16 protein-coding genes and 1 pseudogene are annotated in these 14,308 nt (G+C 59.4%); 10 read left to right on the top strand and 7 right to left on the bottom strand.

Annotation, left to right across the window (positions count from 1 at the left end; all coding sequences use genetic code 11):
* The first annotated feature begins 18 nt into the window (after positions 1 to 18).
* The 4 genes and pseudogenes from JKG68_RS23530 (at position 19) to JKG68_RS23515 (ending at position 4,581) form a co-directional block, all read left to right on the top strand.
* Complete coding sequence (locus JKG68_RS23530) at positions 19 to 1,713, top strand: GMC family oxidoreductase (RefSeq protein ID WP_202063778.1); 1,695 nt, start codon at positions 19 to 21, stop codon at positions 1,711 to 1,713.
* Positions 1,714 to 1,990: 277 nt separating this feature from the next.
* Positions 1,991 to 2,446: pseudogene (locus JKG68_RS23525) on the top strand (TCP-1/cpn60 chaperonin family protein); the annotation flags it as partial.
* Between the two features lie 582 nt (positions 2,447 to 3,028).
* Positions 3,029 to 3,322, top strand: coding sequence for a BTB/POZ domain-containing protein (locus JKG68_RS23520; protein ID WP_202063777.1), 294 nt, complete (start codon positions 3,029 to 3,031; stop codon positions 3,320 to 3,322).
* Between the two features lie 443 nt (positions 3,323 to 3,765).
* On the top strand, positions 3,766 to 4,581 hold the full coding sequence (locus tag JKG68_RS23515) for a lytic transglycosylase domain-containing protein (RefSeq protein WP_246515768.1): 816 nt from the start codon (positions 3,766 to 3,768) through the stop codon (positions 4,579 to 4,581).
* A gap of 264 nt (positions 4,582 to 4,845) precedes the next feature.
* Here the strand turns inward: JKG68_RS23515 and JKG68_RS23510 are convergent, their stop codons facing one another.
* The gene (locus JKG68_RS23510; protein ID WP_202063776.1) at positions 4,846 to 5,508 is read right to left on the bottom strand and encodes a hypothetical protein; all 663 of its coding nucleotides are present in this window, start codon (positions 5,506 to 5,508) and stop codon (positions 4,846 to 4,848) included.
* 185 nt (positions 5,509 to 5,693) lie between these two features.
* Positions 5,694 to 6,521, bottom strand: coding sequence for a septum site-determining protein MinD (minD, locus tag JKG68_RS23505; protein ID WP_202063775.1), 828 nt, complete (start codon positions 6,519 to 6,521; stop codon positions 5,694 to 5,696).
* 286 nt (positions 6,522 to 6,807) lie between these two features.
* On the opposite strand from minD, the gene JKG68_RS23500 reads away from it, so the two are divergent.
* On the top strand, positions 6,808 to 7,269 hold the full coding sequence (locus JKG68_RS23500) for a flavodoxin family protein (RefSeq protein WP_210346431.1): 462 nt from the start codon (positions 6,808 to 6,810) through the stop codon (positions 7,267 to 7,269).
* A 146-nt stretch (positions 7,270 to 7,415) separates the two neighbouring features.
* Here JKG68_RS23500 and JKG68_RS23495 read toward each other — a convergent pair whose 3' ends face one another.
* Positions 7,416 to 7,592: a hypothetical protein gene (locus JKG68_RS23495; protein WP_202063773.1), complete on the bottom strand. Its 177-nt coding sequence runs from the start codon at positions 7,590 to 7,592 to the stop codon at positions 7,416 to 7,418.
* 349 nt (positions 7,593 to 7,941) lie between these two features.
* Positions 7,942 to 8,625 (bottom strand): sigma-70 family RNA polymerase sigma factor, encoded by a 684-nt coding sequence (locus JKG68_RS23490; RefSeq protein ID WP_202063772.1) that lies wholly within the window; start codon positions 8,623 to 8,625, stop codon positions 7,942 to 7,944.
* A 188-nt stretch (positions 8,626 to 8,813) separates the two neighbouring features.
* On the opposite strand from JKG68_RS23490, the gene JKG68_RS23485 reads away from it, so the two are divergent.
* Both JKG68_RS23485 and JKG68_RS23480 read left to right on the top strand, forming a co-directional pair.
* Entirely contained in the window at positions 8,814 to 9,578 is a 765-nt protein-coding gene (locus JKG68_RS23485; protein WP_202063771.1) for a histidine phosphatase family protein, read from the top strand.
* A complete protein-coding gene (locus JKG68_RS23480) occupies positions 9,575 to 10,480 on the top strand; it encodes an NAD(P)H-hydrate dehydratase (protein ID WP_202063770.1) in 906 nt (301 codons plus the stop codon). The genes JKG68_RS23485 and JKG68_RS23480 overlap by 4 nt, the downstream gene beginning before the upstream one ends.
* A 105-nt stretch (positions 10,481 to 10,585) precedes the next feature.
* On the opposite strand, the gene JKG68_RS23475 is transcribed toward JKG68_RS23480, so the two are convergent.
* Positions 10,586 to 10,933, bottom strand: coding sequence for a response regulator (locus JKG68_RS23475; protein WP_202063769.1), 348 nt, complete (start codon positions 10,931 to 10,933; stop codon positions 10,586 to 10,588).
* Between the two features lie 536 nt (positions 10,934 to 11,469).
* Here JKG68_RS23475 and JKG68_RS34825 point away from each other — a divergent pair.
* Entirely contained in the window at positions 11,470 to 11,610 is a 141-nt protein-coding gene (locus JKG68_RS34825) for a dodecin domain-containing protein (RefSeq protein ID WP_376773198.1), read from the top strand.
* Positions 11,611 to 11,617: 7 nt separating this feature from the next.
* On the opposite strand, the gene JKG68_RS23465 is transcribed toward JKG68_RS34825, so the two are convergent.
* Positions 11,618 to 12,387 (bottom strand): IS5 family transposase gene (locus JKG68_RS23465; protein WP_202063767.1). Its coding sequence is split into 2 segments (ribosomal slippage): positions 11,618 to 12,063 and positions 12,063 to 12,387, totalling 771 coding nucleotides; the frame shifts between segments, so codons are not numbered across the junction.
* A 104-nt stretch (positions 12,388 to 12,491) separates the two neighbouring features.
* Here JKG68_RS23465 and JKG68_RS23455 point away from each other — a divergent pair.
* Together JKG68_RS23455 and JKG68_RS23450 are read left to right on the top strand one after the other, a co-directional pair.
* Positions 12,492 to 13,151 (top strand): hypothetical protein, encoded by a 660-nt coding sequence (locus JKG68_RS23455; RefSeq protein WP_312890934.1) that lies wholly within the window; start codon positions 12,492 to 12,494, stop codon positions 13,149 to 13,151.
* 154 nt (positions 13,152 to 13,305) lie between these two features.
* Positions 13,306 to 13,515: a cold-shock protein gene (locus JKG68_RS23450; RefSeq protein WP_202063766.1), complete on the top strand. Its 210-nt coding sequence runs from the start codon at positions 13,306 to 13,308 to the stop codon at positions 13,513 to 13,515.
* Between the two features lie 87 nt (positions 13,516 to 13,602).
* On the opposite strand, the gene JKG68_RS23445 is transcribed toward JKG68_RS23450, so the two are convergent.
* Positions 13,603 to 14,308: CYTH domain-containing protein (locus JKG68_RS23445; protein WP_246515766.1), on the bottom strand; the 706-nt coding region annotated here is incomplete at its 5' end.

The following is a 14,308-nucleotide window of genomic DNA, read 5'->3' as shown; positions in this document are numbered from 1 at the left end:
AGCCGGGAGAGCAGACCAATGCCGGAGCGTTTTGACTATATTATCATCGGCGGCGGATCATCAGGTTGTGTTGCAGCAGCACGCCTGATGAAGGAAGGCGGTGCACGCGTGCTGCTTCTGGAGGCTGGGTACTCCCATCGTCACCCGCTCCTGGATATGCCCCCAGGCATCTTCAAGATGATCCGCAACAGCAAGTATATGCGCTATCATCATACCGTGCCGCAGGACCACCTCGGGGGACGAGCACACGACATTCCCCAAGCCAACGTTCTCGGTGGAGGCTCGTCGGTTAACGCGCAGGTGTATATCCGCGGCAGACCCTCCGATTACGAGGAGTGGCACGAGAGCCTACGCGGCGACAACGACTATCCTGGCTGGCAATGGAAAGACGTGCTGCCACATTTCCGCGCCATGGAAGGCAATGACCGCCTCTACAACGACTTGCATGGTGCCAATGGACCTCTGCAGGTCTCAGATCCGGGGCATATCGACGATTTCTCGCGATGGTTCGTGCAGGCGGTACAGGCTCTTGGTGTGCCGTTCACCCACGATTTCAACGGGCCGAACCAGCACGGCGTCGGCTTCTACCAGTTCATGAACCGGCGCGGGAGGCGCAGCAGCGCGGCCTACGCCTTTCTGGCGCCTCTCGCCAATGATCGTCGCCTCACGATCCGCTTGCGGTCGCGGGTGCGCCGGATTGAGATTGAGAATGGTCGTGCGACAGGTGTCACTTACCGTGATGGGAAGGGTGTCGATCATCAGGTGTTCGCCGATGGCGAGGTCATTGTCGCGGCTGGATCCCTGATCACCCCACAACTGCTCATGCTGTCTGGAATCGGGCAAGCCGATCAGCTCAAGGCGTATGGAATCCCTTGTCTGGTTAACCTGCCCGGTGTCGGCGAGAACCTTATTGATCACCCTGAGGTTCCACTCATCGCGACTGCGAGTGGACCGCACGGGTACTACAGGCAGGGTGTGGGCTGGCGGATGCTGCTCAACGGCCTTCACTTCAAGCTGTTCAAGACCGGAAGGATCCTGTCTACGGGCTTTGAGGCCGGTGCCTTCGTCAATCCGACCAGTCCGGAGCCGGAGCCAACCATCCAAGCCTTCTGCGTGCCGATCGTCTATCTGGATCGCGGCAGCGAGAGTCTGCTTGAGGACACCTACGGCCTGACCGTGACAACGGTTTTGATCAAGCCTAAATCGCGGGGCTTCGTGCGGCTGCGGTCGGCCGATCCGGATGACATGCCCCTGGTGTCGCCACACTTGCTCAAAGATTCTGCCGACGCCCTTGCTATGGCGGATGGGCAGCGTTTCTTCCTGCGTGCCTTTCAAACAAGCCCTCTTGCTGAGCGGATCAAGTCCATTGCCATTCCTGATCCGGGCGACCTCAGTGATGATGCCATCATCAAGCACTGCCGTCGCTTCGTGAAAACCAATTATCATCCGAGTGGAACCTGCCGGATGGGTACGCCGGGCGATCCCATGGCTGTTCTGGATTCAAGGATGCGCGTCCGCGGTGTCGAAGGTCTACGGGTGTGCGATCTCTCAGCAATGCCGAACATCAATGCAGGTAACACCAACGCTCCAGCAATGATGCTTGGGAGCCGATGCGCTGAGTTCATCCTGCATACGAACTCATCCCAGGCACGCTTTGAAACTGGGCGAAGTTCTGGAACAGCAGCGAAACATCAAGACGGAGCACAAGGATAGGTTTGCCCAGGTCGACCCCCTTTTCGGTAATCCCGGGCAAGAGGCTCCTGCTGCTGCCGTCCATGCCAAAGAAGCACCCTTCACCTGCAGTTGACCCTGCTTCAAATTGGATCCGTCTGACAGGGAGCTTCTGCGGGCTGGAGCGGTTCTCCCTGAAGTCAGGATTCAAGGATTGTCCGATGAACAGGAAAGCTTTCTGGCTTGCTGGCCTGCCTGTGCTGATGCTGGCTGCCGTATGGCAGCCCATTCAGGCAGCTAGCTTCGACTGCTCCAAGGCGCGATGCACGCCACCCGCGCTGCGGTGGAAGAAGGCATCGTTCCCGGCGGCGGCACGGCTTTGCTGCGCGCCAAGGCCGCGGTTGCCAAGCTCTCCAGCGACAACCCGGATATGAAGTCTGGGATCAACATCGTGCTGCGCGCGCTTGAGGCTCCGATCCGCCAGATCGCCGAGAACGCCGGCGTCGAGGGCTCCACGGTTGTTGGCAAGATCAACGACAACACCGCGTCGGACACCTTCGGCTTCAATGCGCAGACCGAAGAGTTCGTGGACATGCTCCAGGCTGGTATCGTCGATCCGGCCAAGGTCGTTCGCACGGCTCTGCAGAATGCAGCATCGGTCGCCGGTCTGCTGGTCACCACCGAGGCCATGGTTGCCGAGGCTCCCAAGCGCGAGAGCTCTCCGGCGATGCCAGGTGGTGGCATGGGCGGCGGCATGGGTGGCATGGACTTCTAAGTCCTCGCACACAACGGAAAAAGAAGAAGCCCTGGAGCGATCCAGGGCTTTTTTGTTTGCGCTTCACTTGAAGTGTCAACTCTAGGAAAGTGTTGCCGTAATCGTTTGTAAACAGGTTCGAGCAGACCATGGGCCCTGCGTTTCATCACGTTATTTTGCAGGTGCTCCCATGAAGAATGCTCGACGCTTCCTTGTTTCTCCATGCATCGCTCGCCTGATTTCGAGAGAGCGGGGGGTCGACCGTCAGGTCGTCGAGGGTTATCTCTCGTCTCAACCCGGCAAAGACCAGCTTATTCGGCTGGAGGCTGATCAAGCTCACTTTGTCTTATCAGGCAACAATCCAGAAGGGGATGCGGTGGAGAAACTAGCCCCGCTTCCGCGGGAACATGCCGAGGCTTTGTTTGGTCTTTGCATTGGGCAGATCTCTTATGACCGTCTCCTGTTGCCTCCCCAACCCGGCCTTGGCCACCGGACCCAGCTTGACCGTGTTGTGTATCCGGCAGCGTTGACCTCATCACCGTCGAGTTCGACGACGTCCAGCAGGCAGAAGGCTTCGAGGTTCCGACGTGGTTTGGACCCGAGGTGACCAGTGAGTTCACATATGAGTGGCGCTATATTGCGCTGAATGGCTTGCAGGCGACCATTGAGGTGCCGCTGTCCAGCCAGCAGGTTGAAGCGGTGCTTGATATGCTGGACCAATCCCGGGCAGTCACGAAAGCAAACAACGTTTCTGCTGCTGACGAAGTCATTGTTGCTCTCAGCCGCTTGCTTGAGACGTCTGGTCTCCTGAAAGCAACAAAGGAAACCAGCATTCTCTCAGCACAAGAACCAACTGCCGAAGAGTTCTTCGAGCCAGTGAAGGTATCAGCTCAATAAAGTGCCCGCGAGCTGGAAAACAGATGAGCGTTGCCACGATCAGGCAGCGCTCTCTTGTGGCGTTTGAATGCCGGACCTGCTGATCCTGCAGCTTCAGATTGTCCAAAGCGCGCGGTGTGCAAGATAAGCCGCGCGACTGCGGCGCACCCGACATGATCGGAATTTGAGATCTGCCTCTCCCGCCCAAATCATGATTTCCACTCGGCCTCAACCCAACGGGCCGGCGGCCGTTCACCCCGGAGAGGGGCAGAGTGGTTGAAGCCACTGCACCCGAGATGCTGCATAGAAGCAGTAGATGGAACGTTGTTGTTGGAGCAGCTTCAGCCTTTTGCTTTGTCCCCGTGAGCGGCCTGCGACATTGCCGACACGGCATCTCGCATAAACGAACCCTCAATACTTTTCCGAAAAGCTGAGTATCCGGCCAGCCCAGAGGGACCTTGGCAATGTTCAGTTTGCGTCATTTTGCGTATGCGACTGTTTTCCTGCTGATGCATGCAGGTTCAAGCTCAGCTCACCCTGACTTCAACGTCGATGACATCAATGTTGATCGGCAGCTTGCATCCCTTCCACGGCCTCCCGAACCTGAATTCATTAAAACCTCAGACATATTAGCAGTTGATACTCCGTCAAGTGCCCTGAAAGATCGTTCCGCGTATCTTCCTGCCATTGCCCATGAGGCAGAAGCCAATGGCGTTCCTCCGGCTCTTGTCGACGCTGTGGTGCGGATCGAGAGCCGATACGATCCGGCAGCTGTCGGTAGTGTCGGCGAGATCGGGCTGATGCAGGTGCGACCGAAGACAGCCGAGTTGCTCGGATTCCAGGGCACATCAGCCGATCTGGCGCAGCCTCAGACCAACCTTCGTTATGGTGTTGGTTATCTTGCCAAGGCGTGGCGCCTGGCCAGTGGAGATCTTTGCCGGACACTTATGAAATACCGCGCCGGGCATGGATCCGAGACGATGAGCGCACTCAGTGCTGAGTATTGCCGACGGGCTCGTGTCCACCTGGCATCTGTCGGGGTGAATTATGCGGCTCTGGTTACGGCACCCGCCCATATTTCGAAGCAAGTGGAGAAAAATAGTGTTCAACGAAGCCGCGGTGTCACGCCGGCCACGAATGCTGCCCATGGGCAGCATGTTTATCTTAGTCGCAGCAAGTGGAAGCGGGCTATCAGAATTGCCAGTAGGGCTCGCAAAGCAACGACCCGCAGTGAACTATCCATGCAGCGTAGACACCGTTCGATCCGGTTCGTACATTAGACTCTAATGCGAACGCCCTATCGTACGTCGAGGGTGCTCAATAAGTGGGTTGCTTCCCGTTAAACCTGATGTCAGTTCAGCAGAGCCACTTCCTGTTCGTAAACTGCCAGCCTAAGCGCTAAGCACCGCATGACAATCGTCATGCGGTGCTTAGCATAATCAGGACATTCTAACTTTGCGGCTACAGCCGTTTCGCGTTGCCAAGGTTATGTAACATAGATGCGTGCTGCAGGGCAAGGAGCTGTCTTTATGTTGCAGGGCCTCTTACCATGCAGCGGCGTGAAGGCGCCGTTTCCAGCGTTCATGGCGCGGAAGTTCAGCAGCAGCGGTCCGGCGCCTGGCCTGTCTGCAATTGGGGACCGTGAGCGGACCTTCGGTCGGCAGTGACTCAATGGTCTCTGCCTCAGGCACCTGCTCCGGCTGGGACACAGATCCGAAGGCCGTCACCGGCTCAACCCGTTCAGGCCCTTTCCTGCGTGCCTTCCGTGAATTCGCCCTCGCACCTCCATCCTGTGCCGGCTGATCGTCCTGGACGGGTATTGCTTTCTCTGCAAAGGCAGGAGCAACGTCGGCTTGCGACATGGCTCCGGCAAGCTCCGACTCTTCTGCGGGCATGTCCATCGCGCCGCCAGAGGTGCTCGCATTCAGGTCGAACTCCATTTGGCCCCGGTTGGCTTCCACTGAAGAGTGCTTGCGGTGGACAGGCTCAAGGGGCTCTGAATTGCTCCACACAGGCTCGACGATGCTCGGCAGAATGCGGGGGACGGGAGGTGGAACAGCCGTTGTTTGCGTCTCTTCTTTCTGGAACACCCGTGTGACGTCGACCGGCGTCATCTCAAACAAGCGCCTTGGCAAGAGCTGATGATGCTGATTGGGACCACGGGACTTCTTGATCTCAACAGAGAAAGGTTTGGGATTGCGCTTCATCTCATACGCTAACTATGAACTTGAAAGATGATGACCTAAGAGCTTGCCTGGATTGGGTCAAGATCACGTACGCATGATGTTCCCATCCGAGCTCCTCGTGAATTTGGAGAACTTCAATTATATTCTGTACCATTGCTGCGTTCAGGCAGCATCAAATTAACCAGATGTGATGCGGTCGAGTGAGTCTAGGCAGCTCGTCGGGTGAACAGCCTCTGGAACAGGCGCGGCCTTTCGCTCGAGATGACGATTTCAGTACCCCTACCGTTCAGCCGTTGGGCCGCCTCAAGGTAGGCTTGAGCCGGTGCAGTGCCGGGGCCGCCCAAAGTCACTGGCGCTCCGACATTCGAGGATCGCAGCACCTCTCCACTCTCCGGGATAATGCCGAGAAGAGGAATGGACAGGATCTCCAGCACATCCTCCACGGTCATGATCTCACCGCGCCGGGCACGAACCGGATCATAGCGGGTGAGGAGCAGATGCTTGTCGATGCGCTGCCCGTTCTCGGCTTTGGCTGTCTTGGCATCAAGCATGCCTATGATGCGATCAGCGTCGCGGATCGAGGATATTTCCGGGTTCACCACGATCACGGCAACGTCCGCATGCCGCATGGCCAGGGTGGCTCCCGTCTCGATCCCAGCCGGGCTGTCGCAGATCACCCAGTCGAACTGCGCTCGCAGTTCGGCAATAACGCGTGCGACCCCATCCTCGGTCAGGGTGTCCTTGTCCCGGCTCTGGGAGGCGGGCAGAAGGGCCAGCGTATTGAGGCGCTTGTCTTGGATGAGGGCTTGCGTAAGCTTGGCTTCACTTTTGATGACATTGATCAGATCGAAGACCACGCGCCGCTCGGCGCCCATGACCAGATCGAGGTTGCGTAAGCCGACATCAAAGTCGACCACAACAACCTTCTGGCCGTTCTGCGCCAGCGCTGCCCCCAGTGCCGCTGTCGAAGTGGTCTTGCCGACACCGCCCTTGCCGGAGGTCACCACGAGCACCCTGCCCTGCTTAGCTTTCATCTTCGCTTTAGTATGCTTTGGCCTTGGCTTCTTCATCGCTGGGGTATCTCCAGAGAGACCGTGAGGAGGCACGGCACCCACGCAGGCACAAGCGAGATCGAGGGGCAGCAAAACGAAACGGAGCCGCAATGAACTGGGGTGGGCGGCTCTGCCCCTCGAAGCAGCCTCATTCGGCGCTCAAGGTGGTTACCAGACGGTTAACAGACCTGAGGAAGAGTGGAGAGCAACTGAGCGGATGCTTATACCAACAGACCCGACGAAAACGCTTCTGATCGTGTAACACTCCATGACCGGAGGCACCCGTCAGATGGTCGAGGCCGCGGCCCGTGGCGCAGCTTCAGAGCCTACGGTGCGCGTGCGCCTGCGTCCAGCGCCGGATGCTCAGGCCTCCGATCTCCTGGAGGCTGACGCCTACCTCTTTGGCACGCCCGAGAACCTGGCGGCGATAGCCGGCCTGATGAAGGATTTCTTCGACAGGACCTACTATCCGGCCCTTGATCGCATCAGCGGGCGTCCTTACGCGATGCTGATCTGCGCCGGCAGCGACGGTCACAACGTGGCCCGTCAAGTGGAACGCATCGCGACGGGATGGCGGTTGAAAGCGATCGCTGATCCGCTGATCGTCTGCACCCACGCGCAGACACCGGAAGCAATCCTTGCTCCCAAGGTCATCGCCCCAGACGATCTGATGCGCTGTGAAGAGCTTGGGGCCGCCCTCGCGGCAGGTCTGAGTATGGGAGTGTTCTAACAGGCTCGGAGTAGGTGCCAATCGGAGCCAACACTCCGTGTTGCAAGGAGCCGGGGTGGGCTAAGCCGAGAGGAGGCGTTCTGCTGGCCTTAGTGGGTGGCGGTGGAGCCGTCTTCGAGTGCGCCGCTCTTTTACAAGACGATTTGTCAGAAGGCCGAGAGCGCATGCGCCATCAAGTTGGATCGGTCGCTCTCAGGCGCAAGCAGGATCAAGTCGGCAAGGCTCTCGACCATCATGGAGGCCATCTCGACGAGGTCTGTGTCACCGCGCTCAAAGCGCTCCTGCACGAGTTGATTGATCTCACAGTGCAAACAGTCGGACATTTCATCCCCCCTCTCTGGCAGCGGGTCGGATCCAGCCTGCGCACGGCGCCCTGTAGCAAGGCTTCCAGGAGCTGTCTAATTGGGCTTCAGAGTGGACGTGCCGGGGTCTATCTGCCCCGCTGCAGCTGCAGAGCCTGCGCCAGCTCGCGAATGACCGCGGCCTCAATGCTAAGGTCATCTGCCTCCTGATCCGTCTCGGTTTCCGGCTTGAGCATAGGGGCATGCCTCGTGGGGTGACGTAACTGATGGTGTGTCACCGCGATCACCGGTAGAGCTAGGACGATCAGGTTGCCACGGTGGGCAAAGGCGCCATTAGTTTCCTGAGGGATGATGAAGGCCTCAGTTAGTTTTATGCCAGGCGGTGAGCGCCGGCACCCTCACGCTCCAGCCCAAGAAGATGAGCAAGGCGGGTGCGGGCACGATTGACCCGGCTCTTCATGGTTCCCACGGCCACACCTGTGACCTTCGCGGCCTCTTCGTAGCTCAGCCCATCAACACCGACTAGGAGGATGACGTCGCGCTGGTCCCGCGGCAGCTTCGCCAAAGCAGCGGACATATCCTGCATCTCGAGACGATCAACCTGCTCCGGCAAGGCTATTTGGCCAGCGGCATGACTGCCGTCGCTGTCCTCCACCTCCCACTTGTTCTTGCGGCAATCCGAGAAGAACTGGTTGCGCATGATCGTGAAAAGCCATGCCTCAAGATTGCTCCCCGGATGGAAATTGCTCCGCTTGTCCCAAGCTCTCAGGATGGTCTCCTGCACCAGATCGTCGGCTTGGTCGGCGTGGCGTGTTCGTGCAAGTGCCATTCGCCTCAAATGCGGAACGAACTCCATCAACGCGGCCATGAAGGCCGGGTCCGAGACTTCATGGCGGGCCTGAATGGCCCGCTCCAGACGCTGAACCAGCTTGGCCAAGTCTTTGGGAAGCTGGTTTCCGACCACCTCATTGTAGAGGCTGCGCAGGTGTTGTCCGATATGATCCCGGACAGGTTTTGCCAGTGTCGTACCCCCACCCTGCAACGATAATGTCATTTGCCCCTGCCCTGCTGTGAAGCTTAACGATGCGGGGAAACAAACTTATGTTAATCTCGTTCCAAGCTGTCACGGTGGCAGCAGAGCATTTTTGTCCTGATTGTATCCTTCAGTTACGCCAGGAACCTATGGCCAAGCCTGACGTTCTGATCCGTATCTGATGCTGCCTGACGTGGGGATCTCAGAAGATGCAACAGCGCTGGCCGGAGCGGCTCTGGATCGTGCGTCATGGGGAGAGCGCCGGCAACGTCGCTCGCGATGCTGCCCATGCTGCGGGCTTGTCCCACATCGACATCGCCGACAGAGACGTGGACGTACCCCTGAGTGTGCTCGGCGAGGAGCAATCGCAAGCCCTGGGACGCTGGTTTGCCGCTCTCCCCGCAGCCGAGCGCCCGAACGTCGTGCTCACCTCGCCCTATCTGCGGGCGCAACGGACTGCCGATATCATTGCAGCCGGAGGCGGCGTCTGCGCTGAGCGCCACACCTTTGTGGTTGACGAGCGCCTGCGCGAGAAGGAATTCGGAACCCTTGACCGCCTGACCCGGTCAGGCATCGAGGCGCTCCATCCCGAACAGGCCGAGTTCCGGCGGCTGTTGGGCAAGTTCTATCATCGGCCGCCTGGTGGGGAGAGCTGGTGCGACGTCATCCTGCGCCTGAGGAGCGCGCTCGACACCATCTCCTTGCACCACAGCGGATGCCGCGTGCTGATTGTTGGGCATCAGGTTGTCGTTCTGTGCCTGCGCTATCTTCTCGAGAACATGACGGAGCAGCAGATCCTGGGAATCGATGCAGAGGGAGATGTGGCGAACTGCTCTGTTACCGAGTACCGCCTCGACCGGAGCATCGGCGAACACGGTCAACTGAGGCTGCACTGCTACAACTTTGTGGCTCCACTCGAGGAGGCTGGTGCGCCGGTGACATCGGAGCCTGACGCCAAAGTGGCGGTGCGATGAAAGAAACCGCAATCACCACGGACCTCCTCCGCGGCCTGCCGCTCCCACAGCCGGCAGAGGACGGAGATAAAGACCAGCGCGGCCGCGTGCTTGTTGTCGGCGGCAGCTTGGCTGTACCGGGCGCGGTGCTCCTTGCCGCAACCGCAGCACTGCGTGCCGGTGCTGGAAAGCTCCAGATTGCAACCTGCCAAAGCATTGCGCTCCACTTGGGCCTCGCTGTGCCTGAGGCGCTGGTCGTCGGGCTGCCAGAAACCGGAGCAGGCGAGATTGACCCTGAGGCGGCTCCTCTCTTGCGTGAGCGGATTGCCCGCTGTGACGCGGCTCTGATCGGACCGGGTATGATCGACGAGGAAGGGGCTGCCACGTTGACCGCCAGCATCCTCACCTGTGATCCCGGTCCAGCATTCGTCCTAGATGCAGGAGCATTAGGCCAGCTGAAGGACCTGAGAGGTGTCCTTGCGCGCCATGGCGGCCGGATGGTCGTTACGCCTCATGCGGGCGAGATGGCCAATCTGATCGGTATCAGCAAGAGCGCGGTTCTCAGCAACCCGGCCGAGATCGCCGGCGGGACCGCACGACTTCTCAGCTGTGTCGTGGCGCTCAAAGGAGCTCACACCTACATCGCTTCACCGGACGGGGAGAGATGGTCCTACAGCGACGGCGATGTCGGCTTGGCGACCTCGGGCTCTGGGGACACGCTGGCGGGCATCATTGCAGGCCTGCTGGCGCGGGGCGTTCCTCCAGCGCAGGCGGCGCAATGGGGCGTCTTTCTCCATGGCGAGGCCGGCAACCGCCTGGCTCGTGCCCGCGGCCGTCTTGGCTTCCTTGCGCGCGAGCTTCTCGCTGAGATTCCGAGCATCATGGCAGGGTTTGATCAGCCAGTACCGGAAGTGGGAACCTGAAGCCCTGGATGTTCCCATCCATGTCGATAGATTGGAACGAGGCCGGATGCAGACCTCCCCTGCTCTGGGCGATCACAGGGCCTAGCCGCTCTGGTTTGTATGTCCTTATGCCGCGTATACCTCCTCCTCCGCCACGGCCCGGCGAACAAGTTGGCTGATCACACCCGCGAGTTGGTGGGAGCGGTAAGGAGCACCCAAGCACGGAGCCCCGTCGACCTTCTCGGCATCCTTGAGCCTGAAGGGCATGCGTGAGGTGTAGATCACCTTGAGATCAGGATCGGACACGCGTGCGCTCTTGGCCAACGAGAGGCCGCAGCCTGCCTGCCCGAGATCGGTGTCGATGACCAGAACACTGATGCGCGGGTTCGTGCACAGCAGGTGCCGGGCTTCCTCCAGAGTTCTTGTGAAGAGCACCTCATAGCCATAGCTAACTAAGCTGTTGGCAGTGGTCATCTCGGCCAACCGGTCACCAGAAACAAGCAAAACGAGAGGCTGTCGACCCATGATGAAATGCCTTGCACGGAGCGCGTGAAGGCGCCCTCTGGAATGGAAAGGTTGTTCAGAAACCAGACCCTCGAATGTGCTGTGATGGGCCTGTTGCGAGTATGGTCTGCGAACAGGGTTAACGAGAGGTTAAGTACCCCTGCCCTATACGGCCTCGACACTAAAAATGTAGTGATGTGCATCATCCCCAGGCATCCTGATCTCTACAGGCGCACAAAACCCCTCATGCCGTTTCCAGGCTGCTTTGAGCCAGCATCGTTCCAGACGCGAGACTGATCCTCCCTCACCTTGATGGGCACCTCCGACACGCTGCGGGTGCTTCTAACTTAACTATAGGTCAAGCACCTCTTTGACGGGTAAGCATCCTACCAATAGATTGGCTTGTGGATCTGGAGACAGTTCCATTCACGCCCTGGCAGAGAGGCCCGCCCGCCTTCTCAGCTGGGGCGTTTCTCTTTGGGAGGCCAGTTAACCAACAGGCTTAGCTGCCGAATCCTCAGCATGCGGGTTTCCTGGATCATGTCTACAAAATGGTTGAACTTGTTGGTTCCTCTGAAACCAGCATTGGGGATGCCATCCAGACTGCAATCATCGTAAACTGCACAGGCTTGGAAAGAACGGCATAGACATGACCTACAAGGCCGTGGACTCATAACTGCGGATCCAGATGCGAGCTGAGGCCAGCTTGATGGCGGTCAGGAAGTTCTCCGGGCTCTTGTCGTATCGCGTGGCGATGCCGCGGAACTGTTTGAGCTTGTTGAAGAAGCGCTCGACCAGGTTTCTGTAGCGATACACAAAGGCGCTGAAGACGAATGAGCCCTTGCGGTTGCTCTTGGGCGGGATGTTGGCCCAGACGTCTTGCTCCTGGGTCTGCTGGCGAATGGCGTTGCTGTCGTAAGCCTTGTCGGCCAGCAGGGTCGCGCCCGGCTTCAAGTTCGCCAGAAGCTCCTCGGCTGCGGTGCCGTCATGGGCCTGACCGGGTGTCAGAGCAATGCGGATCGGGCGACCTTCAGCATCGACCAGCGCATGGATCTTGGTGCTCAGGCCGCCACGGGAACGTCCCATGCCACCATCTGCGCCCCCTTTTTACCCGTCGCGCCATGCTGGTGGACACGAACACAGGAGCTGTCGATCATGATGAGATCACCGTCGTAAGCGGCCGAGACCGCGTCCAGGATGCGGTCCCACACGCCGGCTTCGCGCCAGCGCACGAACCGATTGTAGCAGGTCGTGGAGGGTCCATACCGCTCGGGGATGTCGCGCCAGGGCGAGCCGGTGCGAAAGCGCCAGAGGATGCCATTGAGCACCCGGCGGTCGTTCACCCGCGGCACACCCCTCGGCTTGTTGGGCAACAGCGGCTCGATGATCTTCCACTCGAAATCAGTCAGCTCATGGCGGCGCATCAGATCCTCCCGAAACCGGGAGTGAATCATCAACTCACTGCAAAGAAAAGATTTTTTATGGGTTCACGACCAAGCTCTCTCGGCTCGCACCTGGCAGCTATGACGTGCTGCTCAATGGGGTGATCATCGCCAGCCTGGTGCGCAGCGGTGACACTGATAGCGCAACCTGGACGGCCGAGCTTCTGGTCGACTTGCCTCCCGGGGAAAGGCCTGCTCCCTTCACGCAGATGGAGCACACGTTTAGCAGCTTGGAGCAGGCCCGGCAGTGGCTTGGCGACGCTGAGATCCGAGATGCAGACCTCCACGGCCAGATCTACGGACCTTCATCGATGCTAATCCATCCAGGCAAGCGGACTCCTTTGACCAGGGGCAGGCAGGAAGACTGGGATGCGGCGCGCGAGGCCTATCTGCTTGAACACGCCCCTGGGTTGAAGGAGCACTATGCAGCTCAGCGAAGAGCGTTCGATCAGATTGAAGCGGATGCACAAGCTCGCCATCCGGACCCAACGCCGGACAACATCACCGCAGCTGTAGCAGCAGAGGCGGCCCTGCCCTACCGGAAGAGAACAGAGGCTCAACTGCGTCGCAACTTTGAGCCTTTGTCCGCGCATCTGCCCCAGGACATCAGGAGCAGGCGCAAGCGGTTTGTCCAACGGGAGCAGAGAGCATGGAACAGAGCCAATCCCACGCCCCTGTCTGACGACATGCAACGGGCTCTCACAGCGGAGTTCGTGAAGACCTACGCCAGGGCTGCCCGGGCATAGGCTGCTCCGCACCCTGCCCGTGCTGACGCTGGCGGGGTGCGGTTCCGGGTGGATCCAGATCTTCTTGAGGATGTACAAGCTGCCCTCGACTCTCAGCATTCTACTGCTAAGATTTTCTCCCGATTGGATGAGCTTCAACAAAGGGAAGAGTTTCATGGCGACAGGAACGGTGAAGTGGTTCAACGAGACCAAGGGTTACGGCTTCATTCAGCCGGACAACGGCGGCAAGGATGTATTCGTGCACGTCAGTGCAGTTGAACGCTCCGGGCTGCGTAGCCTGGCGGAAGGCCAGAAGATCACCTATGAGGTCGAGGCGGACCGCCGCTCCGGCAAAGAGTCGGCCGTTAATCTGAAGACCGCCTGACCAAGACACCCCCGGGAATCCGTCGGGCCGCCCGCAGGGGGCGGTCCCTTCACGATCTCACGGGTTTGAACACTCCTTTCAGGCGTGTCAGCGCCGCGGGCGCAATGAGCGAGCGAGTTCCCGAATGACACTGTCCTCAATGGCAAGGTCGTCGGTGTCGTCCTCATCCTCTGAGCTCACCTCAGAGGGCGCCGAAGCCCCCGGTTGAGGAGCAATTAGTTCCTCGGCTCGGGCAGGCTGCGACTGCTGCTGTCCACCTAACCGGTTGTCCAGGGTATCCAGCAGGCTGTTGAGAGCATTGTTGGAGGCCTCCACCTCAGGAACAGCAGGCAGGCCCGTCACAGCAATCGAGCGGGTCTGGTAGCCTGGGTCTGCGGTGACCTCCGGACCAAACCAGGCCAGCGGCTGGAATCTTCGCGCCTGCTCGTCCTGCTCGAACGATACTGCGATCATATCGAGCGGCCCCGGTGAGATGAAGCGGAGGATCGCAGCCCTCTGCTCCCCCATGCTCAGGAGGATGGCCCAGTACTCGACCCGTCCGGCAGTCAGTTCAAGCAATGTCTCAGCATGGGACAGCGGAATGCCTGTCGCCTCCTCTACCGGTCCATGGGGGCCGTTCGTGACCAGGATGAGATGACCCATGGTCCCCTCCACCTGCACGTGAGTGCCTCGCTCAGAACGATCCGGGAAGTAGCCCTGCTGGATACGACGCCCTTCCCTCTCCTTCTCGATCAGCCGAGCCAGGGAGGAGGCGAGCAGAAAGACGCGGGTGGTGCTCATTTGTATAGCTTTC

Origin of the sequence: Microvirga aerilata, from assembly GCF_016743775.1 — a bacterium.
Taxonomy (GTDB): Bacteria; Pseudomonadota; Alphaproteobacteria; order Rhizobiales; family Beijerinckiaceae; genus Microvirga; species Microvirga aerilata.
The sequence above is the reverse complement of the archived record's forward strand: the minus strand, read 5'-3'. Positions and strand labels throughout refer to the sequence as shown.

Excerpts from the sequence above, each read along its gene's own strand:
- JKG68_RS23475 (WP_202063769.1), bottom strand. The coding sequence starts at position 10,933 with ATGACCACTGCCAACAGCTTAGTTAGCTATGGCTATGAGGTGCTCTTC.
- JKG68_RS23515 (WP_246515768.1), top strand. The coding sequence starts at position 3,766 with ATGTTCAGTTTGCGTCATTTTGCGTATGCGACTGTTTTCCTGCTGATG.
- minD (WP_202063775.1), bottom strand. The coding sequence starts at position 6,521 with ATGAAAGCTAAGCAGGGCAGGGTGCTCGTGGTGACCTCCGGCAAGGGC.
- JKG68_RS23480 (WP_202063770.1), top strand. The coding sequence starts at position 9,575 with ATGAAAGAAACCGCAATCACCACGGACCTCCTCCGCGGCCTGCCGCTC.
- JKG68_RS23530 (WP_202063778.1), top strand. The coding sequence starts at position 19 with ATGCCGGAGCGTTTTGACTATATTATCATCGGCGGCGGATCATCAGGT.
- JKG68_RS23485 (WP_202063771.1), top strand. The coding sequence starts at position 8,814 with ATGCAACAGCGCTGGCCGGAGCGGCTCTGGATCGTGCGTCATGGGGAG.
- JKG68_RS23490 (WP_202063772.1), bottom strand. The coding sequence starts at position 8,625 with ATGACATTATCGTTGCAGGGTGGGGGTACGACACTGGCAAAACCTGTC.
- JKG68_RS23500 (WP_210346431.1), top strand. The coding sequence starts at position 6,808 with ATGACCGGAGGCACCCGTCAGATGGTCGAGGCCGCGGCCCGTGGCGCA.
- JKG68_RS23510 (WP_202063776.1), bottom strand. The coding sequence starts at position 5,508 with ATGAAGCGCAATCCCAAACCTTTCTCTGTTGAGATCAAGAAGTCCCGT.
- JKG68_RS23450 (WP_202063766.1), top strand. The coding sequence starts at position 13,306 with ATGGCGACAGGAACGGTGAAGTGGTTCAACGAGACCAAGGGTTACGGC.
- JKG68_RS23495 (WP_202063773.1), bottom strand. The coding sequence starts at position 7,592 with ATGTCCGACTGTTTGCACTGTGAGATCAATCAACTCGTGCAGGAGCGC.